General features: G+C 72.8%; 22 protein-coding genes. 12 read left to right on the forward strand and 10 right to left on the reverse strand.

Annotated features, from left to right (window positions below; genetic code table 11):
* Positions 1-91: 91 nt before the first annotated feature.
* Complete coding sequence (locus NIE79_RS26810) at positions 92-778, reverse strand: IclR family transcriptional regulator (RefSeq protein ID WP_007456408.1); 687 nt, start codon at positions 776-778, stop codon at positions 92-94.
* Between the two features lie 49 nt (positions 779-827).
* On the opposite strand from NIE79_RS26810, the gene leuC reads away from it, so the two are divergent.
* The 4 genes from leuC to NIE79_RS26830 all read left to right on the forward strand — a co-directional run bounded on the left by leuC (position 828) and on the right by NIE79_RS26830 (position 5,825).
* A complete protein-coding gene (gene leuC / locus NIE79_RS26815) occupies positions 828-2,273 on the forward strand; it encodes a 3-isopropylmalate dehydratase large subunit (RefSeq protein ID WP_238681213.1) in 1,446 nt (481 codons plus the stop codon).
* 14 nt (positions 2,274-2,287) lie between these two features.
* Positions 2,288-2,875, forward strand: coding sequence for a 3-isopropylmalate dehydratase small subunit (gene leuD / locus NIE79_RS26820; protein WP_238681214.1), 588 nt, complete (start codon positions 2,288-2,290; stop codon positions 2,873-2,875).
* A gap of 172 nt (positions 2,876-3,047) precedes the next feature.
* Positions 3,048-3,731 carry an HU family DNA-binding protein gene (locus NIE79_RS26825; RefSeq protein ID WP_181562658.1) on the forward strand — a complete coding sequence of 228 codons (684 nt, stop codon included), beginning with the start codon at positions 3,048-3,050 and terminating at the stop codon, positions 3,729-3,731.
* A 162-nt stretch (positions 3,732-3,893) separates the two neighbouring features.
* Positions 3,894-5,825 (forward strand): endonuclease/exonuclease/phosphatase family protein, encoded by a 1,932-nt coding sequence (locus NIE79_RS26830; protein WP_238681215.1) that lies wholly within the window; start codon positions 3,894-3,896, stop codon positions 5,823-5,825.
* 48 nt (positions 5,826-5,873) lie between these two features.
* Here NIE79_RS26830 and NIE79_RS26835 read toward each other — a convergent pair whose 3' ends face one another.
* The 5 genes from NIE79_RS26835 to cofC are packed head-to-tail and all read right to left on the reverse strand — an operon-like array spanning position 5,874 to position 11,606.
* Positions 5,874-6,752 carry an NUDIX hydrolase gene (locus tag NIE79_RS26835; RefSeq protein WP_238681216.1) on the reverse strand — a complete coding sequence of 293 codons (879 nt, stop codon included), beginning with the start codon at positions 6,750-6,752 and terminating at the stop codon, positions 5,874-5,876.
* Positions 6,740-8,260: a CYTH and CHAD domain-containing protein gene (locus NIE79_RS26840; RefSeq protein WP_238681217.1), complete on the reverse strand. Its 1,521-nt coding sequence runs from the start codon at positions 8,258-8,260 to the stop codon at positions 6,740-6,742. The genes NIE79_RS26835 and NIE79_RS26840 overlap by 13 nt, the downstream gene beginning before the upstream one ends.
* Positions 8,261-8,284: 24 nt before the next feature.
* Entirely contained in the window at positions 8,285-10,648 is a 2,364-nt protein-coding gene (locus NIE79_RS26845) for an RNA degradosome polyphosphate kinase (RefSeq protein WP_238681218.1), read from the reverse strand.
* A 54-nt stretch (positions 10,649-10,702) separates the two neighbouring features.
* On the reverse strand, positions 10,703-10,900 hold the full coding sequence (locus tag NIE79_RS26850) for a cold-shock protein (protein ID WP_030335323.1): 198 nt from the start codon (positions 10,898-10,900) through the stop codon (positions 10,703-10,705).
* Between the two features lie 58 nt (positions 10,901-10,958).
* Complete coding sequence (cofC, locus tag NIE79_RS26855) at positions 10,959-11,606, reverse strand: 2-phospho-L-lactate guanylyltransferase (RefSeq protein ID WP_238681219.1); 648 nt, start codon at positions 11,604-11,606, stop codon at positions 10,959-10,961.
* 128 nt (positions 11,607-11,734) lie between these two features.
* On the opposite strand from cofC, the gene NIE79_RS26860 reads away from it, so the two are divergent.
* The 5 genes from NIE79_RS26860 (at position 11,735) to NIE79_RS26880 (ending at position 16,827) form a co-directional block, all read left to right on the forward strand.
* The gene (locus NIE79_RS26860; RefSeq protein ID WP_238681220.1) at positions 11,735-12,472 is read left to right on the forward strand and encodes a lysophospholipid acyltransferase family protein; all 738 of its coding nucleotides are present in this window, start codon (positions 11,735-11,737) and stop codon (positions 12,470-12,472) included.
* 182 nt (positions 12,473-12,654) lie between these two features.
* Entirely contained in the window at positions 12,655-13,662 is a 1,008-nt protein-coding gene (locus NIE79_RS26865; RefSeq protein ID WP_238681221.1) for an NAD(P)H-dependent glycerol-3-phosphate dehydrogenase, read from the forward strand.
* Positions 13,663-13,670: 8 nt separating this feature from the next.
* Positions 13,671-14,789, forward strand: coding sequence for a cystathionine gamma-lyase (locus NIE79_RS26870; protein ID WP_238681222.1), 1,119 nt, complete (start codon positions 13,671-13,673; stop codon positions 14,787-14,789).
* A gap of 8 nt (positions 14,790-14,797) precedes the next feature.
* The gene (locus tag NIE79_RS26875) at positions 14,798-15,583 is read left to right on the forward strand and encodes a putative protein N(5)-glutamine methyltransferase (protein WP_238681223.1); all 786 of its coding nucleotides are present in this window, start codon (positions 14,798-14,800) and stop codon (positions 15,581-15,583) included.
* A gap of 194 nt (positions 15,584-15,777) precedes the next feature.
* On the forward strand, positions 15,778-16,827 hold the full coding sequence (locus NIE79_RS26880; RefSeq protein ID WP_238681224.1) for an ROK family protein: 1,050 nt from the start codon (positions 15,778-15,780) through the stop codon (positions 16,825-16,827).
* 42 nt (positions 16,828-16,869) lie between these two features.
* Here the strand turns inward: NIE79_RS26880 and NIE79_RS26885 are convergent, their stop codons facing one another.
* A complete protein-coding gene (locus NIE79_RS26885) occupies positions 16,870-17,070 on the reverse strand; it encodes a DUF397 domain-containing protein (RefSeq protein ID WP_124817266.1) in 201 nt (66 codons plus the stop codon).
* A 5-nt stretch (positions 17,071-17,075) separates the two neighbouring features.
* Positions 17,076-17,921 (reverse strand): helix-turn-helix domain-containing protein, encoded by an 846-nt coding sequence (locus tag NIE79_RS26890; protein ID WP_091393087.1) that lies wholly within the window; start codon positions 17,919-17,921, stop codon positions 17,076-17,078.
* Positions 17,922-18,199: 278 nt separating this feature from the next.
* On the opposite strand from NIE79_RS26890, the gene NIE79_RS26895 reads away from it, so the two are divergent.
* The gene (locus tag NIE79_RS26895) at positions 18,200-18,418 is read left to right on the forward strand and encodes a hypothetical protein (protein ID WP_030335309.1); all 219 of its coding nucleotides are present in this window, start codon (positions 18,200-18,202) and stop codon (positions 18,416-18,418) included.
* A gap of 196 nt (positions 18,419-18,614) precedes the next feature.
* Positions 18,615-19,715, forward strand: a complete 1,101-nt coding sequence (locus tag NIE79_RS26900; protein WP_238681225.1) for a D-alanine--D-alanine ligase family protein — start codon at positions 18,615-18,617, stop codon at positions 19,713-19,715.
* 54 nt (positions 19,716-19,769) lie between these two features.
* Here NIE79_RS26900 and NIE79_RS26905 read toward each other — a convergent pair whose 3' ends face one another.
* Together NIE79_RS26905 and NIE79_RS26910 are read right to left on the reverse strand one after the other, a co-directional pair.
* A complete protein-coding gene (locus NIE79_RS26905; RefSeq protein WP_274524705.1) occupies positions 19,770-20,453 on the reverse strand; it encodes a DUF3515 family protein in 684 nt (227 codons plus the stop codon).
* A gap of 9 nt (positions 20,454-20,462) precedes the next feature.
* Positions 20,463-20,696 carry an Lrp/AsnC ligand binding domain-containing protein gene (locus NIE79_RS26910; RefSeq protein WP_030487446.1) on the reverse strand — a complete coding sequence of 78 codons (234 nt, stop codon included), beginning with the start codon at positions 20,694-20,696 and terminating at the stop codon, positions 20,463-20,465.
* A 96-nt stretch (positions 20,697-20,792) separates the two neighbouring features.
* On the opposite strand from NIE79_RS26910, the gene NIE79_RS26915 reads away from it, so the two are divergent.
* A complete protein-coding gene (locus NIE79_RS26915; protein WP_238681227.1) occupies positions 20,793-21,782 on the forward strand; it encodes a thiamine-phosphate kinase in 990 nt (329 codons plus the stop codon).
* Positions 21,783-21,800 lie beyond the last annotated feature (18 nt).

A 21,800-nucleotide genomic window follows, 5' to 3' on the forward strand; every position in this document is an offset into this window, starting at 1 on the left:
CACCCCTTGACCCCAAGCCGCTGCCGGTGGCGTTAACCTCATGATCAACGCGGAGAGGGGAGGGACGGGGGGAGCGGGGGAGCGGGGGGGGTTAGAGGCCGGATAGGCGTTGGCCGGCTCTTACTACGGCCATGGCGTGGCGTTCGCCGGGGCGGCGGCCCAGGCGCTCTATCGGGCCGGAGATGCTCACTGAGGCGATCACGCGGCCGGTACGGTCGCGGATCGGGGCGGAGACGCTCGCCACACCGGCCTCCCGCTCGGCGACGCTCTGCGCCCAGCCGCGGCGACGTACCTCGGCGAGGGTGCGGCCGGTGAACTTGCTGCGCGGCAGCAGCGGCATCACCGCCTCCGGCGGCTCCCAGGCGAGCAGGATCTGGGCCGCGGAGCCGGCAGTCATCGGCAGCACCGAGCCGACCGGAACGGTGTCCCGTAGACCACTGGCGCGTTCCGCCGCCGCCACGCAGATCCGCTCGTCGGCGCGGCGCAGGTAGAGCTGTGCGCTCTCACCGGTGGCGTCGCGCAGCGCGGCCAGCAGCGGCTCGGCGGCGGTCAGCAGAACGTCCGGTGCGGCATTGGCCAACTCGCCCAGGCGGGGGCCGGGCCGCCATCTGCCCTGGGTGTCGCGCACCAGCATTCGGTGGATCTCCAGGGCCTGGGCCAGGCGATGTGCTGTGGCCCGGGGCAGCTTGGTGCGTTCAACGAGTTCGGCCAGGCTGGCGCCGTCCACGCAGGCGGCCAGGATGACCACCGCCTTGTCGAGAACGCCGACACCGCTCATACTGTGTCCCACAAGCCGAAACTTACCTCCCAGAATTTAGGATGTCCAGATGGTGGGAGTCACTCCTGAGCCGAGGACCCTGGCCGAGAAGGTCTGGGACGCGCACGTCGTACGGTCCGCCGCTGGTGAGCCGGACCTGCTCTTCATCGACCTGCACCTGCTGCACGAGGTGACCAGCCCGCAGGCGTTCGACGGGCTGCGGCTCGCCGGGCGCCGGGTGCGTCGTACCGACCTGACCCTCGCGACCGAGGATCACAACACCCCGACCGGGTACGCCGACCCGGCGTTCCGCCTCCGCCGTGGTGACCTGCTCACCATCGCGGACCCCACGTCGCGTACGCAGATCGAGACGTTGCGCCGCAACTGCGCCGAGTTCGGGGTCCGACTGCACCCGCTGGGTGACGACAACCAGGGCATCGTGCACGTGATCGGCCCGCAGCTCGGTCTCACCCAGCCGGGCCTGACAATCGTCTGTGGCGACTCGCACACCGCCACCCACGGCGCCTTCGGCGCGCTCGCCTTCGGCATCGGCACCAGCGAGGTGGAGCACGTGCTGGCCACCCAGACGCTGCCGCAGAGCCGGCCGAAGACGATGGCCGTGAACGTCACCGGCCAGCTCGCGCCCGGTGTGACCGCCAAGGACCTGGTGCTCGCGCTGATCACGCAGGTCGGCACGGGCGGAGGTCGCGGCCACATCGTCGAGTACCGCGGCGAGGCGATCAGCGCCCTCTCCATGGAGGGGCGGATGACCATCGCCAACATGTCCATCGAGTGGGGCGCCAAGGCCGGCATGATCGCGCCGGACGAGACCACCTTCGCGTACCTCAAGGGTCGACCGAACGCGCCGCAGGGCGCGGACTGGGACGCGGCGGTCCAGTGGTGGCGGACGCTGCCCACCGACGACGGCGCGCGCTTCGACGCCGAGGTGACGCTGGACGCCAGCCAGATCACGCCGTTCGTCACCTGGGGCACCAACCCCGGGCAGGGTGCGCCGCTGAGCGCCCCGGTGCCGGACCCGGAGGAGTTCACCACCGACTCGGAGCGCACCGCCGCCCGCCGGGCCCTGGAGTACATGGACCTGCGCCCCGGCACCCCGCTGCGGGAGCTGCCCATCGACGTGGTCTTCGTGGGGTCCTGCACCAACGGCCGCCTGGAGGACCTGCGGGCCGCCGCCGACGTGCTGCGGGGCCACCAGGTCGCCGACGGCGTCCGGATGCTCGTGGTGCCCGGCTCCGCCGCCGTACGCGAGGCCGCCGAGGCCGAGGGGCTGGACAAGGTCTTCGCCGACGCCGGGGCCGAGTGGCGGTTCGCCGGCTGCTCCATGTGTCTGGGGATGAACCCCGACACGCTGAAGCCGGGCGAGCGCTCCGCCTCCACCTCGAACCGCAACTTCGAGGGCCGTCAGGGCCGGGGTGGGCGTACCCACCTGGTCTCCCCGCCGGTGGCCGCCGCCACCGCAGTGGTCGGCCGGCTGGCCGCCCCCGCCGACCTGTAGAAGGGACCGACGAGATGGACAAGTTCACCACCCACACCGGCACTGCCGTGCCGCTGCGCCGGTCCAACGTGGACACCGATCAGATCATCCCCGCCGTGTACCTCAAGCGGGTGACGCGGACGGGCTTCGCCGACGGGCTGTTCAGCGCCTGGCGGGAAGATCCGGCATTCGTGCTCAACGATGAAAACTATTCCGGGGCGTCGATCCTCATCGCCGGCCCGGAGTTCGGCACCGGCTCCTCCCGAGAGCACGCCGTCTGGGCGCTACGGGACTGGGGCTTCCGCGCCGTGGTGGCCCCGCGCTTCGGTGACATCTTCCGCGGCAACGCCCTCAAGGAAGGTCTGTTGCCGGTCGAGTTGGAATTGAAAGCCGTCGAAGAGTTGTGGGACCTGATCGAGGGGGATCCGACGACTCCGGTGACCGTCGACCTGACCGCCCGCCAGCTCCGGGCGGGGGACGCGAGCTGGTCGTTCCCGCTGGACGACTTCAGCCGTTGGCGCCTTCTGGAAGGCCTCGACGACATTGGACTCACCCTCCGGCACACCGCCGACATCGACTCCTACGAGGCGCGCCGACTGCCGTTCCTGCCCTCCGTGGCATAGCCGTTAGGCCGCTCGCACAGCGGATTTCACCCCCATCGGTCCATCCGGTGGGGGTGAATCCGTTACGACACAAGGGCTTTTTTCTACCGAATGTTTGTGTCCCGGCAGCACAGGGCATACCGTGCGCGCAGAATGGCTCGCGACGAGTCAGTTGCACAATCGGGAGGAAGTCGTGAACAAGGCCGAGCTCATCGAGGCGCTCGCCGTTCGCCTGGGGGACCGGAAGATGGCGACGGCCGCGCTCGACGCGGTCCTCACCGAGGTCCAGGCGGCGGTCACCAAGGGCGAGAAGGTGGCGATCACCGGATTCGGAGCATTCGAAAAGCGTGTGCGTGGCGCGCGAACAGCGCGCAACCCGCGTACCGGCGAGGCGGTGAAGGTCAAGAAGACGTCAGTCCCGACCTTCCGCCCCGGCGCCGGGTTCAAGGAGATGGTGGCCAGCGGCAAGGTGCCGAAGGCCACGGTGGCGACCAAGAAGGCCACCACCAGCACCGCCACGGCCAAGGCGGCGGGCACGAAGGCGACCGGCACCAAGGCGGCCACCGCGAAGGCGGCGGGCACCAAGGCGACCACGGCGAAGGCGGCCAGCAAGAAGACCGCCCCGGCCAAGGCGAGCAAGACCACCACGGCGACCAAGACGGCCGCCAGCAAGAAGACCGCCCCGGCCAAGGCGAGCAAGACCACCACGGCGACCAAGACGGCCGCCAGCAAGAAGACCACCGCGGCGAAGAAGACCACCGCCGCGACCCGGTCGACCGCGGCGAAGAAGACCACCGCGGCGGCGAGCAAGAGCACGGCGGCCAAGAAGGCGCCGGCGAAGAAGGCTCCGGCCAAGAAGGCGGCCAGCAAGCGCTGACCGACCAGTACCGAAAGGGCGTCCACCAGTGGGTGGGCGCCCTTTCGGCGTACCGGGACGGCTTTCCGGCGTACGGGGACCGTTGACCCGGTTGGCTCGCTCGCGCAGAATCGCCGTGCCGGCCACCCCTGGGCCGGCCCGTCGACGGGAAATGGGGCGCCGGTGCGCTACCGCCAGCTCACCACCGGCACGCTCGCGCTGGGCGTGCTGCTCCTCATCGACGTGCTGCGGGTCTGGCTGCCCGGCATCATCACCATCTTCGGTCAGGCGGCGTCCACCCCTGCCGAGCTGATGGGGGCGTTCGCCCTCGGCTGGTTCGTGCTCGCGATGGGCGCGCCCGCTGTGGTACGCCGAGTCGGAGCCCGCCCGGTCACCGTCGTCGCCGCTGTCGCGCTCGCCGTCGCCCGGCTGACGCTCACCGCCGCTCCCGGCGGGCGTACCCAGCTCTGGTTGGCCACCGCCGGGTTGCTCGCCGGGCTGGTCTGGCTGGTCGGCGTCGCCGCCGACACCGACCGCCCGGTCCCGGGGCTGGCGTTGGGGTTCGCTGTCAACGCGGCAGTGCACGCGGTGCTGGACACCGTCGACCTGGTCTGGCGGGGTGACTGGGTGGCCTGGCTGCTCAGCGCCGCCGTGGCGGCGTTGTTCCTGGCCGGCACGGCGCAACCCGGCCAGCGCGGCGCTGACGTCCCTGCTGACGCCCCAGCCGGCCCTGGTGGGGGCCGAGCCTGGCTGCTGGCCGGGCCGGCGCTGCTGCTGGCCGGAATGGTGGCGCTCTCCCCGGCACTGGCCCGGACCGGGATGTCGTACCTCGTCGCCGGGGACGGGGTGGCTCGTTCGCCGCTGTTCGGTCTGGCGCCGGTGCCAGTGGCGGTCGCCGGGTTCCTGGGCGCCGCGTTGACACGGCCGCCCCGCGGGTGGTTCCGGGCGTACGGACCGGTGGCGCTGCTCGGCGGCGCGGTGCTGTTCGCCCTGGACCGGGGCGACCTGCTCCTGCCGGCCATCCTCCTCGCCGCTGTCGGCCTCGGCGCCTGCCTCGCCCTGACCGACGACACCAGCCAGCCAGCCAGCGACACCGCGAGCGCAGGCACCGCGAGCACCGGCGCCAGCGCCTCCCGGCGGGGGTACGCGGTCGCCGCCGGGATGCTCGTATTCGCGCTGGGGGCGGTCGGGTACTACTCGGCCTACGACCTCGGCTACCCCAACGCGGCGGTGCCCGTGGTGGTGGCAGTGCTCATCGCCGCCGTGGCGTTCACCGCCCGTCCCGTCGTCCACCGGCTGCCCCTGCCGTTTCCGCCGCTCCGGGCCGCCGCCGCGGTCACCGCGCTGGCCCTGCTGGCACCGGTGCTCGCCGACGAGGTGCCGGTGGCGAGCAACCGGGAAGGCCCGCCGCAGCGGTTGACAGTGGTGGCGTACAACATCCGGATGGGGTTCGGGCTGGACGGCCGGTTCGACCTGAGCGGCCTCGCCGAGGTCGTCAACCGGCAACGGCCCGACGTGGTGCTGCTCAGCGAGGTGGACCGGGCCTGGCTGCTCAACGGCGGGCACGACACCCTGGACCTGTTGTCAGACCGGCTCGGTATGCCGTACGTCTTCGGGCCGGCCGCCGACCCGGCCTGGGGTGACGCGGTGCTCAGCCGTTGGCCGGTGCGCGATCCGCGGACCCTGCCGCTGGCCGCCGTCGGCGCGCCCACCGGGGCGCAGGCCCTCGCCGTCACGTTGGACCTCGGCGACGGTGTCCGTACCGCAGTGGTCAGCACCCACCTGCAACCGCCGCCCGGCAAGGGCCCCGTGGTCCAGGCCCGCGCGGTCGCCGACTTCGCCACCCGGTACGCGGCCGGCCGGCCGTTGGTGGTGGCGGGTGACCTGAACACCGAGCCGGGCGACGAGGCGTTCGCGGAGTTCTCCAACGCCGGCCTGGTCGATGCGTTGGCCGCCGCCCGACCGCTGGCGACCAGCCCGGCGGACGACCCGCGCCAGCAGATCGACCACATCTTCGTCTCGCCCGGCCTGACCCCGAGTGATCCGGTCGCGCCGCGCAGCACGGCCAGCGACCACCTGCCGGTCGCTGTGACACTGACCCTGCCGCCCCGCTGACGCCCTGCCGCCCCCGCTGACAAGAGCGGGCCCGTGCGAACGTGGGCCCTACAGGCGATCGGCGGCCAACAGCCGGTCGGCGGTGAAGGCGAGCAGCCAGCCGCCGCCCTTCGGGGTGGTGAAGTCCTCATCGGTGCGGCCGGTCAGCCGCTCCAGGGCGCCCGGCAGGACCTTGCCCTGGCTGCACACCGCCGACTGCCCTCCGGTGCCGGCCAGCTCCAACAGCCGGGCGGCGGTGGCCAGGATCTGCTCGTCGCTCTGCTGGCCGGGTTGTGGCTCGTCCAGGTCGCCGCAGACCTCGATCGGCAGGTCGAGCAACGCGGCGGTCGGGTCGAGCGTCTGCACGCACCGTCGCGGCGACGCCGACACCAGCCGGGCCGGTCGGATCAGAGCGATCAGCTCGGCCAGCGTGCTCGCCTGGGCCCACCCCTCGGCGTCCAGGGGCCGCCCGACGTCCGGGCCGGACCAGGTGGCCCGCTTACCGGCGTGCGCGTGCCGGACCAGCGCGACAGTCGCCGTCACCGACGGCAGCGCGGCGAACGCCGCCAACACCTCGGCGTCGTGCGGGTAGCTGACCAACCGGATCGCGTCGTCCACAGCGAGCCAGCGGATGGCGTCCACCTCGGTGTCCGGTTGGAAACCGCCGCTGGCCACCGCGAGCATCGACCAGTAGTCGACCAGCTTGGGCTGCCCCTCGCTGCGGTACCGCACCGACGGCAGCCGCACCTGCGGCACGCCCCGCACGTCGGCCTCCTCGGCCACCTCACGGACCGCCGCGGCCAGCGCGTGCTCGCCCGGTTCCAGCTTGCCCTTCGGCAGCGTCCAGTCGCCGTAGCGGGGGCGGTGTACGACGCAGACGCGTACGCCGTCGTCGGTCGGCCGCCAGGCCACCCCGCCCGCCGCCCGGATGCCCGTCACGGCAGCCAACTGGTGCGCCGTCGCCGGGTGGCCCGGTGCCAGGCGGCCGGGAGGAGACCACGCATCTGGCGTACCGACAGGCGTTCCCGCTCGGCCAGCCGCCCGGCGGTGACCGCCAGCTCGTGGTCGTCCGGTCGCTCGGCGGCGATCTCCAGCCAGGTGTCGGCCGCCACCGCCGCGTCCTGGTGCTCGCCGAGCACGTCCTGCACGCGGGCGAGGGCGCGGGACAACCGGCGCGCGCCCTTGCCGACCGTCGGGGCCACCGCGTTGACCGCGTACCGGGCCTGCTTGCCCTCCTTGCGGACGGCGTGCCAGCGCTCGTCCGGGGACTGCGCGTCGAGCCCGCCGACGCCGTCCGGCCCGGTCAACCGCCGCCAGGGGCGGGCCACCAGCGCGGGTAGCGCCTGCGTGGCGGGCGCTGCCGCCCGGCGGGTGAACCGGGGGGCGCGGGCGGCCAGCACCAGGGAGTCCACCAGGGCCAGGTAGCGCGCGGAGCGCAGCATCTCGTCGATGGCGGTGAGCGCCTGTCGCTGCCGTTCGGCGAGGACCTCGTCGAGCCGGTCCACAGCGCCCCGGTCGAGCGGGCTCAGCGGATCGGCGTCGGCGGTGCGCCGCAGCCGTGCGCGCAGCACCTCGGCGTCGCGGGCCGCGCCGAGCACGTCGGCGAGCCAGCGCAGCTCGGTGCGCAGCGGGCGGGACCAGGTCCTGCGCAGCAACGGTTTGAAGGTGCGCAGATCACTGCGCAGGCGTCGGCAGGCCACCCGCATCTGGTGCACGGCGGTGTCGTCACCGGCGGCCGGGGCGCGCAGCCGGACCAGCGGGTCGTGCGCCAGCAGCCGGCGGATCTCCTTGCGTAGGGCCTCGGTCACCACGTCACCGGCGGTCGGCTCGGCGGTCAGCCCGGTCGGCGCGACCAGGTCCGGATCGGCCTGCGCCGTCGCGCCCAGCGCCCGTACGTGCTTCGGCGTGAACGACCCGCCCTGGGCGCCGGCCTCGCGCAGCACCTCGCCGACCCGGTCGAGCAGCTTCCGGTCGCCGGCCTTCAGCTCCACCTCCACCTCGCGGAACGTGGCGGTGGTGCTGCCGGCGTCGTCGAGCACTGTGACCCGGTCGTCCACCACCTCGGCGAGCACAGAGCCGGCCCGGTCACACACCTCGTACGCGTGCCGCACCGTCCGGACCACAGTCACCGGGGCCAGCGGCGCACCCCGGTGCAGGACGGTGACCAACTCCACCAGCTCCGGCGGCGGCTGCCCCTTCGGCCCGGGACGGGAGATCTCGTGCCGCACGCCCGGCGTCCCGGTCGGCAGCTTCACCGTCCAGGGCTGCTCGTCGCCCCGGCGGTGGCGCAGTGAGGCGCCGGCCCGGGCCAGCCGCAGGTCGACAGTGTCGAGGTAGCGGGCGACCAGCGTCACCGGTGGCAGTGCCCGGACCCGACCACCGGCCGGGGCCGTGCCGGCCAGGTCCGGTAGCACGTAGGTGTCGTCCACCTCGTACTTCTGCTCCTCCTCGACCATCAGCTCAGCCTATGCGCTGCGCGGTCAGCTGGCCGTGCCACCGACGCGGCGCAGCAGCAGTTCCTGCAGATGGGCCCGGGCGGCGTTGTCACCGCCGGTACGCCGGGTCCAGGTGCCGTCGCCAGCCAGCTCGAACGCGTCCACTTCGGGGCTCATCGCGGCGCTGAGCACATGGTCCAGCTCGGCGCGGGCGATCGGGTCGCTCACCTGCACCAGCGCCTCCACCCTGCGGTCCAGGTTGCGGTGCATGAGATCGGCCGAGCCCATCCAGAACTCGGCCTCACCGTTGTTGCCGAACCGGAAGACCCGGGAGTGTTCCAGGAAGCGGCCGAGGATCGAGCGGACCCGGATGTTCTCCGACAACCCCGGAACCCCGGGGCGCAGCGTGCACATGCCCCGGATGAGCAGGTCGACGTGGACGCCGGCCTGGGAGGCGCGGTACAGCGCGTCGGTCACCCCCTCGTCGACCAGGGAGTTGACCTTGAACTGGACCAGGCCGGGCATGCCCAGGCGGACGTGCGAGATCTCCCGCTCGATCCGCTCGATGAGGCCGCTGCGGATGCCCTGCGGGGCGACCAGCAACCGCCGGTACGCGGTCTGCCGGCTGTACCCGGTGAGCACGTTGAACAGGTCGGTGAGGTCGGCGCCGATCTCCGGATCGGCGGTGAGCATGCCGAAGTCCTCGTACAGGCGGGCCGTCTTCGGGTGGTAGTTGCCGGTGCCGATGTGGCAGTAGCGACGGATCTGGTTGCCCTCCTGCCGGACCACCAGCGCGGTCTTGCAGTGCGTCTTCAAGCCGACCAGGCCGTACACGACGTGGCAGCCGGCGCGTTCCAGCGTGCGGGCCCAGCCGATGTTGGCCACCTCGTCGAAGCGTGCCTTCACCTCCACCAGCACCACCACCTGCTTGCCGGCGGCGGCCGCGTCGACGAGCGCGTCGACGATCGGGGAGTCGCCGCTGGTCCGGTAGAGGGTCTGCTTGATGGCCAGCACGTTGGGGTCGGCGGCGGCCTGCTCGATGAAGCGCTGCACGCTGGTGGCGAACGAGTGGTACGGGTGGTGCACCAGGATGTCCCCGTCGCGCAGTGTGGAGAAGACGCTGCGCGGCACCTCGCCCTCGGCGAGCCGGGGGTGGGTGGCCGGCACGAACGGCGGGTCCTTCAGGTCCGGCCGGTCCGCCTCGCCGTAGACCTGCCACAGCGCGGACAGGTCGAGCAGGCCGGGCACGCGCAGCACGTCCTGGTCGTCCATGTCCAGCTCGCGGACGAGCAGCTCCAACATGTGGTCGGAGATGGAGTCGGCGACCTCCAGCCGGACCGGGGGACCGAACCGCCGTCGGGCCAGCTCCCGTTCCAGCGCCTGGAGCAGATCCTCGTCGCGGTCCTCGTCGACCTCCACCTCGGCGTTGCGGGTGACCCGGAACAGGTGGCACTCGACCACCTGCATACCGCTGAACAACTGCCCCAGGTGCACCGAGATCAGGTCCTCCACCGGCAACATCCGCACGCCCGGCTGGTCCCGGTCCACCCGGACGAAGCGGGGGACGTTGTTGGGCACCTTCACCCGGGCGAACAACTCCGAACCGCCGTCCGGGTCACGAACCGCCACCGCCAGGTTCAGCGAACGCCCCGAGATGTACGGGAACGGGTGCGCCGGATCCACCGCGAGCGGGGTCAGCACCGGGAAGATGTGCTCCCGGAAGTAGGTGCGCAGCCGCTCCCGCTCACCGTCGCCCAGCTCGCCCCAGCGCAGGATGCGGATGCCCTCGTCGGCCAGCTTGGGCAGCACGTCGTCGACGAAGCAGGCGGCATGCCGGGCACCCAGCGCGGCGGTTCGCTCGGCGATCAGCTCCAACTGCGTACGCAGGGGCAGCCGGTCGCCGCCGCGAACCGGCAGGCCGGCGGAGAGCCGTCGCTTCAGCCCGGCGATGCGCACCATGTAGAACTCGTCGAGATTGCTGGCGAAGATGGCCAGGAACTTGGCCCGCTCCAGCAGCGGGGTGCGCTGGTCCTCGGCCAGGGTGAGCACCCGGGCGTTGAAGTCGAGCCAGGACAGCTCCCGGTTGAGGAACCGGTCCTCCGGCAGCGGTGGGGCCGCCGGCGGTTCGTCGTCGTCCTCCGGTGCGGCGCCGGTCGGCAGGTCGTTCGGCACTGCCGGGTGGACGTCACCGGCGGCGGGGCCGTCCGCTTCGATCTTCGGGGCGGGGTCGATGACCTCGTCCAGCCCGGAGGAGGCGGCGCCGGGGTCGTCGGCGAGCGTGTCGGCGCGGGCAGCACCGGCACGTTCGGCGCGGGACGGGCGGAAGCGCCCATCGGTGCCGCGCGTGCGGGAGCCGTTGCGGAGGTCGGTGGCGGGCGGGTGGACCGGTTGCTCGCGAGGGGTGCTCACCCGCTCATAATCACCCGATTACGGTAAACGCAAAATGAACTTGGGCTCGCCGGGTCAGATCATCGTCGGCAATGTCACCCGGACGACCTCTCCGTCGGGATCGGTGTCGATGCGGACCCGCTGCCCGAGCCGGAGAAGCCGCAGCCCGGAGGCGTCGAAGGCCCGGGCGGGAAAACGCATCTCGGTGCCGTCGTCGAGCAGCAGGACACCGCTGCGCGTCGCCGCGTCGTAGCTGGCCACCGTGCCCTGCATGCTGGCACCGTACACCCGCTGGTTCACCCCGTGGCGTGGGCTCAGCGGACCGGGCGGCTCAGCCGGCGGCGCGGGCGGGGCGACCGGCGGCCACCAGTGCGGCAGTGCGCGGCCCCAGCCCGAGCCGGGCGGCGGCGGTCAGGTCCGCGGCGGTGTCCACGTCCCGGCGCAGGCTGGGCCAGTCGCCGTCGAGCGGCAGTGCCCCGCTCGCCGCGTGCGCGACCGCCGAGCCCACCCCGAAGCGCGGATCCAGTGGCACACCCGGCCCGGCGGTGAGCAGCACGGTGCCTTCGCCGGGGGCGTCCGGCAGGAACCGGCGTACTCCTTGTCGACCGTTCTGCGCCGCGAGCAGCGCGCCGGCCAACTCGGCCGGGCGCAGCGCCGGCACATCCGCGGTGATCCCGGCCACCCACCCGGCGGTGGCCCCGGCCGCTCCGTGCCGGAACGCGGCGTTCAGGCCGGCGTCCGGCTCGTCCGGCAGCACCCGCGCACCGGCGGCCCGCGCCGCCGCCGCCACCCGGGCGTCGTCGGTCACCACCAGGGCCTCGGCGACCGCCGGGCAGGCCAGCACCGCGCGGAGCGTGTCGGCCGCCAGGGCCAGCGCCAACTCCTCATGCGGTACGCCGGGCAGCGCGCCCCGCAGCCGGCTCTTGGCCACGGCCAGCCGCTTCACCGGCACCACCACGGCCCACCTCGGCTGAGTCACGTCCGCAATCCTGCCAGCCGGACGGCGGGCCCCTCGCTGGCCGTACCGGGGGCGAGCAGGCATGATTTCCGCTGCGGGCGTCGTGGGCGGGATTTCGCGACGGGGTTGGGGCGCGAAGAGGAGGCACAGTGGCACGGCGGAGGCTGGGGTTCTGGCAACGGTTCGCCGTGTGGCTGGTGAAGCCGGTGATGACCGTCTGGACCCGGCGTACCTGGCGTGGTCAGGAGCATCTCCACGGCGACGGCGGCGTGATCATCGTGGCGAACCACATCTCCCACGCCGACCCGCTGGTGTCCGCGCACTTCATCTACGACTCCGGGCGCTGGCCGCAGTACCTGGGCAAGGCCAGCGTGTTCCGGGTGCCGGTGGTCGGCTGGATCCTGCACCGGTGCCGGCAGATCCCGGTCGAGCGGGGCAGCGTGGACGCCGTCCGCTCGCTGGACGCACTGGTCGCCGCGCTCGACGACGGCGGCGCGGTCGTGATCTACCCTGAGGGCACCACCACGCGACAGCCGGAGCTCTGGCCGATGAAGGCCAAGACCGGTGCGGCCCGGCTGGCCCTCGCCACCGGCGCCCCGGTCGTACCGGTGGTGATGTGGGGGCCCGAACGGATCTTCGACCCGCGGACGACCCGTGTCAGCCTGCGCCCCCGGATCCCGGTGACCGTTGCCGCCGGGGAGCCGATCGACCTGAGCCGGTGGGCGGACGCCCAGCCGACCCGGGCCACCCTCGAGGAGATGACGGACACCATCATGTTGCGGCTGCGGGACATGCTCGCCGAGATCCGTGGCGGTACCCCGCCGCCACTGTGGGAGCGACCGGCCCGGTCCTCCGTCGGCAGCGAGCAGCGGGACGAAGCGGCATGAGCGAGCGAAGCGGAGCGGTGGCATGAGCGAGCGAAGCGAGCGAATCGTCGGGCTCGGCAGTGATGTCGCTCAGGCCGCTGCGAAGCGAAGCGGAGCGGTGGCATGAGCGAGCGAAGCGAGCGAATCGTCGGGCTCGGCAGTGGTGTCGCTCAGGCCGGCGCGAAGCGAAGCGGAGCGGTGGCATGAGCGGTCACGTCGCGGTGCTCGGTGCCGGTTCCTGGGGCACCGCGTTCGCCAAGATCCTCGCGGACGCGGGGCGGGACGTGACGGTGTGGGCCCGCCGGGCGCCGGTCGCCGAGAGCATCCGGACCGAGCGCCGCAATCCGGAGTACCTGCCCGGCCTGCTGCTTCCGACCCGGGTCACCGCCACCGCCGACGCCGCCGAGGCGATCACCGGCGCCGAGGTGGTGGTGTTGGCCGTGCCGTCGCAGACCCTGCGCGGCAACCTCGCCGAGTGGGCCGGGCACCTGCACCCGGATTCCACACTGGTGTCGCTCATGAAGGGCATCGAGCTGGGCACCACCAAGCGGATGAGCGAGGTCATCGTGGAGACCGCCGGGGTCGCCGCGGACCGGGTGGTGGTCGTGTCCGGCCCGAACCTGGCCCCGGAGATCGCCGCCGAGCAGCCCGCCGCGACAGTGGTCGCCGGGACGAACAGCGCCCGCGCCACGCTCGTCCAGTCGTCGATCCGGACGCCGTACCTGCGTCCCTACACCAACGACGACGTGATCGGCTGTGAGCTGGGCGGGGCGGTCAAGAACGTGATCGCCCTGTCGTACGGCATCGCCACCGCGATGGGTTTCGGCGACAACACCCGGGCCATGCTGATGACCCGTGGGTTGGCCGAGACGGCCCGACTGGGCGTGGCGCTCGGCGCGGACCCGATCACCTTCGCCGGCCTCGCCGGCATGGGCGACCTGGTCGCGTCCTGCTCGTCCCCGCTGGCCCGCAACCGCACCTTCGGTGAGCATCTGGGCCGGGGCGAGACGCTGGAGCAGGCCCAGACCGCCACCCGGCAGACCGCCGAGGGCGTGAAGAGCTGCCTGGCGATCCGCGACCTGGCCCGGGCGCACGGCGTGGAGATGCCGATCACCGAGCACGTCGAGCGGATCTGCCACGAGGGGATGGATCCCCGCCTCGCCGTGGAGACCCTGATGAGCCGCACCGCCAAACCCGAGTCGTACGAGTGAGGAACCCGATGAGCGAGTGGGGAGACGGCACCCGCTGCGTACGCGCTGGCCTGCCCGAGCCGGCACCGGGGGACCCGTTCCTACCCGGGCCGGTCTTCGCCGCGCCGTACCACCTCGACCCGTTTGAGGGTCAGGGCACGTCGCCGAACGGCTACGGCCGGCCCGACAACCCGACCCGGCGGCTGCTGGAGGCGGCGGTGGGCGAGCTGGAAGGCGGTGACTGCCGGGTCTTCGCGACCGGGCAGGCGGCCATCACCGGCCTGCTGCTCACCCTGCTGCGGCCGGGGGACACCGTGGTGCTCCCCACCGACGGTTACTTCCCGGTCCGGGCGTTCGCCACCGGTGTGCTGGAGGCGATCGGCGTCCGCGTGCTGTTCGTGCCGACAGTCGGGCCGTACCCGTCGTTCGAGGGTGTCCGGCTGGTGCTGGTGGAGACGCCCGCCAACCCGGGCCTCGACGTGGTCGACGTGGCGGCCCTGGCCGAGCGGGCGCACGCCGCCGGTGCGCTGCTCGCGGTGGACAACACCACTGCCACCCCGCTCGGTCAGCGTCCGCTGGATCTCGGTGCCGACCTGGTGGTCGCCTCCGGCACGAAGGCGCTCACCGGCCACTCCGACCTGCTGCTGGGCTACCTGGCCAGCCGGTCCGCCGAGCTGATCGACGCGGTGACGACCTGGCGTACCACCACCGGGGCGGTTCCGGGCGCGTTCGACGCCTGGCTGGCCCACCGGTCACTGGCCACTCTCGACCTGCGGCTGGCGCGGCAGAGCGCGAACGCCGCCGCGGTCGTCGACCTGCTCGCCGGGCGGTCGGACGTGACCGGCCTGCGGTGGCCGGGGCGGCCGGACGACCCGGCGTACCCGGTGGCGTCGGCGCAGATGCGCCGGATACCGGGGGTGCTCTCGTTCGACCTGGGCGACGCCGATCGGGTGGGCCGATTCGTCGAGGCCGCCCGGCTGGTGGCGGCGGCGACCTCCTTCGGTGGCCTGCACACCACCGCGGACCGGCGGGCGCAGTGGGGCGACGACACCGCTCCCGGCTTCGTCCGGCTCTCCTGCGGCGCGGAGGACACCGCGGACCTGGTGGCCGACATCGCCGCCGCGTTGGACGTGGCGGGATCGGTCTGACGTCTCCCATGGCGCTTCCGTCCGCCACCGACCGGGCCGCCCTGGTGGGCCGGTTGCGGGCAGCCGGTTGCGTCTACGCCGAGGACGAGGCCGAGTTGCTGCTGGCCGCCGCGCGCAGCCCGGCGGCGCTGGCCGACCTGACCGACCGTCGGGTGGCGGGCGTTCCGTTGGAGTACCTGCTCGGCTGGGCGGAGTTCTGCGGCCTACGGATAGCCGTCGACGAGGGCGTCTTCGTGCCCCGGGCCCGGACCGCCCTGTTGGTCGAGGTGGCGGCCGAACTGACCGGCGCGGCGCCGGCAGTGGTCGACCTGTGCTGCGGCTCCGGGGCCACCACCGTCGCGCTGGCGCACCGGCTCACGCCGCGCTGGCTGGCCGCCGCCGACATCGACCCGGCGGCCGTGGCGTGTGCGCGCCGCAACGTCGTCGGGTTGAACGCCGAGGTGTACGAGGGCGACCTCTTCGCGCCGCTGCCCGAGAGGTGGCGGGGTCGGCTGGACCTGGTGGTCGCCAACGCCCCGTACGTGCCGACCGACGCGGTAGCGCTGATGCCACCGGAGGCGCGACTGCACGAGGCCCCGGTGGCGCTCGACGGCGGCCCGGACGGGCTCTGGGTGTTGCGCCGGGTTGGTGCCGACGCCGCCGGGTGGTTGATCCCCGGCGGTCACCTGGTGGTAGAAGCCGGCACCACCCAGGTGGAAGCCCTCTGCGCCGCGTTCGAGGAAGCCGGCCTGGTGCCCACGGTGCACCACAACGAAGACCTGGAGGCCACCGCGATAGCCGCCCGCCGCCCCTGACTCGGGTCGATCATGGAGTTGTGGTGCCCGATAAGCGCCATCACGGGCAGTTCATCCCCCACCACAACTCCTTGATCGACGGTGGCGGACTGTCGAGCGGCCCGGCTGAGGCTGCTCGGGCCGCCCGGGCATGGCGGGGGAGGGGGGTTGGCACTAGCCTCGGCTCACACTCATGACGGCGGGAGGCGGTTTCGGTGGGCAGCGCAGGGGTGCCGGTGGTCGTCGGGCTGGACAACGGCGGCACCAGCAACAACGCCACAGTGCTGACGGTGGACGGCCGCTTCCTGGTGGACGGGCTGTTGGAGATCCCCAGCGAGGTGCGGTCCGGGCCGGAGGCGGCGATCGAGGCGTTGGCCCAGGCGCTGGACGGCGCCCTGGCGCAGACCGGCGTGCCGCGCGACCTGGTCCAGGCGGTCGGGCTGGACACCCCCGGCCCGGCCAGCGCCGAGGGCGTCATCTCGTCGCGGGGCTCCACCAACTTCTCCCAGCCGGCCTGGCGTGGCTTCGACGTGCGAGGTGCGCTGGAGCGACGGCTCGGCCTTCCGGTGATCTATCACAACGACGGCAACGCGGCAGCGCTCTACGCGCACCACGTCTACTTCGGCGCCGACGCGATGACCCGCTCGTCGGTGTCCGCGATCGTCGGCACCGGCCTGGGCGGCGGTGTGGTCGAGAGCGGTCGGGTGATCGCCGGTGCGGCCGGGATGGCGGGGGAGTTGGGCCACGTGCACATCCCGCTGAGCGGGCTACTCGGCCCGGGTCAGCCGGAGCCCACCTGCGCCTGCGGCTTCACCGGGGACGTCGAGAGCGTCGCCTCGCTGACCGGCATCGAACGCAACCTGCTGCCGTACTGGCTGACCCGGTACCCCGACCACCCGCTCGCCGCCGAGCCGGTGGCCCGGGCGGCCAAGCTGGTCCGGGGGTACGGCGAGCGCGAGGACGCTCTCGCGCGGGACCTCTTCACCCAGCAGGCGATGGCGCTGGCGCGGCTGTTCACCGTCGCCGCGAACTTCACCGACCCGCACGCGTACTTCGTCGGCGGCGGGGTGGTGGAGGCGGCACCGGAGTTCCGCGACTGGTTCCTGGCGACGGTTCGCGAGCACACAGTGCTCCGCGAGGAGCAGGCGGCGGTGGCCACCTTCGCCCTGGTACCGGACCGGGACATGGCCGGCGCCCGAGGCGTCGCGATCGCCGCGCTGGAGGCGCTACGCGCCGTTCCGGAGCCCCGCCCTCTGGTTGCCTGAGCCGGTGCGGGCCTCGGGCCCGCACCGGCTCGGCATCTCTGGTCAGCGCTGCGGTGGCGCCTGGGCGAAGGCGGCCCAGGCCGCCGTTGGGAACAGCAGGGCCGGGCCGGCCGGGTCCTTGGAGTCGCGGACTGCCACGAGCCGCGGGATCGCGGCCACCTCCACGCAGGCGCCTTCGTCGCCGCTGCGGCTGCTCTTGCGCCACGGCGCCGCGGCCAAGGCCGCTGTGATCATCGGTGTCATCGGTCCTACCGTCCCTTCAGGACTGACAGGAGCATCTCGCGGCTGTCCGCCGGGCTGAGCGCCACGCTTCGGAGATGCTCCATGATCTTGGTGCAGGTACGCGTCTCGCCGGCGCGGTCGAGGATCATCTGACCCGCGACGGTCTCCACCGACGCGATGATCGGGTCCTCCGGGTCGGCGAACTCGAGGATGTGCAGGGAACCCCGGGTGCCCCGGTGGTAGCCGGCGGAGAGCGGGATCACCTGGACGCTGATGTTCGGCAACTCGGCCATCTTGACCAGGTGCCGTAGTTGCCCGTTCATCACCGACTGGTCACCGACCGGCCGTAGCAGCGCACCCTCGTCGATGATCGCGTCGAGGATGGGCGGCTGGTCGGCGGTGAGCCGCTGTTGTCGGTCGAGCCTGATCTTGACCCGTTGCTCCACCAGGTCGTCGCCGAGGGTGTGCGGCCCGCCGCGCATCACGCCACGGATGTAGTCGGCGGTCTGCAACAGGCCGGGCACCACCGAGGGCTCGAAGTTGGCGATCGCTGTCGCCTCGGCCTCCAGCGCGATGAAGTCGATGGTGCGCGGATCCAGCAGGTAGGAGTACGACACCCACCAGCCGGGCTTGCGGGCGTCCTTGGCGAGCTGCACCGCCGCAGCCACCTCCTCGGCACTGACCCCGTACGACGTGAGCAGGGCGCGCACGGTGGCCGGGCTGATCAGGGTCTGGGCGTTCTCGTACCGGGAGAGGGTGCTGCGGGTGCTGTTGATCTCATCCGCCGCGGTCTCCAGCGTCAGCCCGGCGGCTTCCCGGTGGTGACGCAGGGCGATGCCGAGCCGGCGGGCACGGGCGGTCTTCGGAGCCATGCATCGATGGTCGCACACATTTGCGGGAACGTCTGCATGAGAGAACGTCGATGAGAGTTGCATTCACGGCTGTACACGTGTCAATCTGTTATGGCGTCCTCACCGCCGGTTGTCGTGGCGACGGTGGTGGTGAGCGACCGGAGGGGATGGGGCGCGCGGCGATCGGGTTTCTCCCCCGTACCCGATCGTCGCGTGCCGCCCCTCCACCCCGGCCTGCCGGAAGGAGACGACGTGCGAACCCGCCCGGAGCCCCCCGCCTTACCCTCGGGTGGCGTGCGATGACCCGCTTCCTCGTGGTGCTCACCGACGTGCGTCCCGTCGAGGGCGTCAACCGCAACGAGCGGGTCGCGCCGGAACGGCGCCGGCAGGTCGTCGGCGCCAGCAGCCGGGAGGCCGCCGACCGCATCGCCGGAGCCTTCATGGCGCTGGGCATGGTCCGGGCCGGGCGGCAGCGGGTGAAGGTCATCGCGGTCGGCCGCCGGCACTCCCGGGACTGAGCAGGCCCAGCTCAACTGGCCTGCGACACCGCTACCGCCCGATCACGCACCGTATATCCTCTCCTGACCGATTGCCGTGTCGCGCCGTGGCTCGCCGGGTATCGCCTCGCCCTGCCGCCACGCACAGTAAGGTCAACCGGGTGAGCGCCACCGGCGAGCACGACCAGCCGCAGTCGCGTACGAAGAGGTGACCGGAGTGACCACCCCAGGCAAGACCCGCGTGGCGATCGTCTTCGGCGGCCGCAGCCCGGAGCACGGCATCTCCTGCGTCAGCGCCGGCAGCGTGTTCGGCGCCCTCGACCCGGACGAGTTCGAGGTGGTGCCCGTGGGCATCACCCGGGCCGGCCAGTGGGTGCTGACCAACGGAGACCCCGCCCAGCTCGCGATCAACGCCCGTCAGCTGCCGGAGATCACCGCCGACTCCGGCGACGACATCGTGCTGCGCGCCGACCCCACCGGCAACGGCCTGATGGTGCTCGACCCGACCGAGGGCCCCCGGGCGCTGGCCGACGTGGACGTGGTCTTCCCGGTGCTGCACGGCACCTACGGCGAGGACGGCACCATCCAGGGAATGCTGGAGATGGCCGGCATCCCCTACGTCGGTGCGAACGTGTTCGCCTCCGCGGCCGCCATGGACAAGGAGTTCACCAAGAAGCTCTGTGCCGTCGAGGGCATCCCGGTCGGCACGTACGCGGTGCTGCGCAACGGGATGACGCTCAGCGAGCAGGACAAGGAGCGGCTCGGCCTGCCGGTCTTCGTCAAGCCGTCCCGGGCCGGGTCGTCGTTCGGCGTCAGCAAGGTCACCGACTGGGCCGAGCTGGACGCGGCCGTCGCCGCCGCCCGGCAGTTCGACCCGAAGGTCATCATCGAGGCCGCGATCGTCGGCCGCGAGATCGAGTGCGGTGTGCTGGAGGGCGAGGCCGGTGGCGCGCCCGAGGCGTCCGTGCTGGCCGAGGTGCGGGTCGTCGCCGACCACGACTTCTACGACTTCGAGGCCAAGTACCTCGACGACTCCTGCGAGTACGACATTCCGGCCAACCTGCCGGATAAGGTGACCCGCCAGGTGCAGGAGTACGCCGTCCGCGCGTTCACCGCGCTGGACTGCGCCGGTCTGGCCCGGGCCGACTTCTTCGTCACCCCCGAACTGGACGTCTACCTCAACGAGATCAACACGATGCCGGGCTTCACCCCGACGTCGATGTTCCCTCGGATGTGGGCGGCCTCCGGCCTGGAGTACCCGAAGCTGGTCAACCGGCTGATCCGTACCGCCCAGCGGCGCGGCGTCGGCCTGCACTGAGCCGTCCGGCCCCGCCCGCGCAGGTCAGCCGGCGCGGGCGGAGCCGGTTCGACGTCAGCGCTGGCAGCCGGACGGGATGGCGCCGCCGGAGGGCACGCTCGCCACGATCGTGCTGGAGATCGTCGGCAGCCACTGCAACGGCTGCTCGTACGAGCGCGGAACACGCACGGTGATCAGCGTCTCCCGGTCGACAGTGGAGAGGACCGCCGCGTCGGCCTGCTCGGCCAGGTGCCAGCAGACCCGGTTGACAGTCCAGACCTCGTCGGTGCTGGGGAAGTTCGGCTCGGTGCCGCCGCAGGCCACTGTCAGCGCGGGGTCGCCGTACGCGGCGTTCTGCTCAGGACCGGCAGTGACCGGCCGCTGGGCCAGGTCGCGGATGCTCGCCGGAAGCTGGGAGAGCAGGGCCCGGCAGACAGTGGCCGGGCGGGCGGCCAGCGCCGGGGCGGCCATCTCCACCGGGGTGGTGGACTGCGCCCGGGCGGTGGTCGCGGAGGGCGTCGGCGCGGCGGCCGGCGCGTCCGGGCTGAGCTTGCTGAAGGCCAGCACGGCCACCAGCAGCGTGATCGGCAGCGCGATCAACGTGGCCAGCAGGGCCGCGCCACGCATGGTCCGATCGCGGCCGGCCGGCGCGGCGGCGGCGGGATCGGTCGACTCGCGGTTACCGTCAGCCGGCTCGGGCGTCCCGTCGGCCGCGTCACGCGCCCCGTCGTCGTCCAGAGCCGAGGAGGGGGTCGTCATCTCGTCCACTTACAGCCGCACCACCGAACACGTGAGGGTGCGGGTGATGCCGGGCACCATCTGCACTTTGCTGACGATGAGTTTGCCGAGTTCGTCGACGGTGTTCGCCTCGGTGAGGACGACCACGTCGTACGGCCCGGTGACGGCGTCGACGCGTACCACGCCGGGGATGTCCGCGATGAGACCCGCCACGTCACGTGCGCGGCCTACCTCGGTCTGGATGAGGATGTACGCCTGTACCACGACTCGACCTCCGTCCGTCGCCGCCCGGGAGCGGCCCGAAGGGTGAAACTACCTTACGGACCAGGTCTGATCCCTATCGGTCGTCAAGGAGCAGCGGTGAGCGAGCACGGCGGAGCCGGGCAGCACGGGCGGAACGCCCGCGGTGGCGTCGGCGTGTCCGGGATCGGGGAGTTCGGGCTGATCGGGAGGATCACCGCTCGGCTGTCGTACGGGCCGACGACCCTGCTCGGCCCGGGCGACGACGCGGCGGTGGTGGCCGCGCCGGACGGCCGGGTGGCAGCCTCCACCGACGTGCTGGTCGACGGGCGGCACTTCCGGCGGGACTGGTCCTCGGCCCGCGACGTCGGGCACCGGGCGGCAGCCGCCAACCTGGCGGACATCGCGGCGATGGGTGCCACGCCGACCGCCCTGCTGGTCGCGCTCTGCATGCCGGCGGACCTGGACACCGCCTGGGCGGAGGAATTGGCCGACGGGCTCTCCGCGGAGGCGGCGACGGTCGGCGCGAGCGTCGTCGGCGGGGACATGTCGGCCAGCCCCACCCTGACCGTCGCGGTCACCGCGCTGGGCGACCTGGCAGGCCGCCCGCCGGTGCTGCGCTCGGGCGCCCGACCCGGGGACGTGCTCGCCCTGGCCGGGCGCACCGGGTACGCGGCAGCCGGGCTGACCGTGCTGACCCGGGGCTTCCGGACGCCCCGGCTGTTGGTCGAGGCGTACCGGCGGCCGCAGGTGCCCTATCAGGCCGGCCCGCAGGCCGCCCAGCTCGGCGCCACCTCCATGATCGACGTGTCGGACGGGCTCCTCGCCGACCTCGGGCACGTCTCGGCGGCCAGCGGGGTGGCGATCGACGTACGCCGCGACGGGTTCGAGGTGCCCCGGCAGATGGCCGACGCGGCTCAGGCACTCGGCGTCGACCCGTACACCTGGATCCTGGCCGGTGGCGACGACCACGCGCTGGCCGCGACCTTCCCCCCGGCGGTGGCGCTGCCGCCGGACTGGCGGCCGATCGGCCTGGTCAGCGACGGTGCCGGCGTGACTGTCGACGGCGTCGCCTATGACGGCCCGGCCGGCTGGGACCACTTCCGGTGAGGCCCGCGCGCCGTCGTA

Source organism: Micromonospora trifolii, assembly GCF_022229005.1.
GTDB classification, from domain to species: Bacteria; Actinomycetota; Actinomycetes; order Mycobacteriales; family Micromonosporaceae; genus Micromonospora; species Micromonospora trifolii.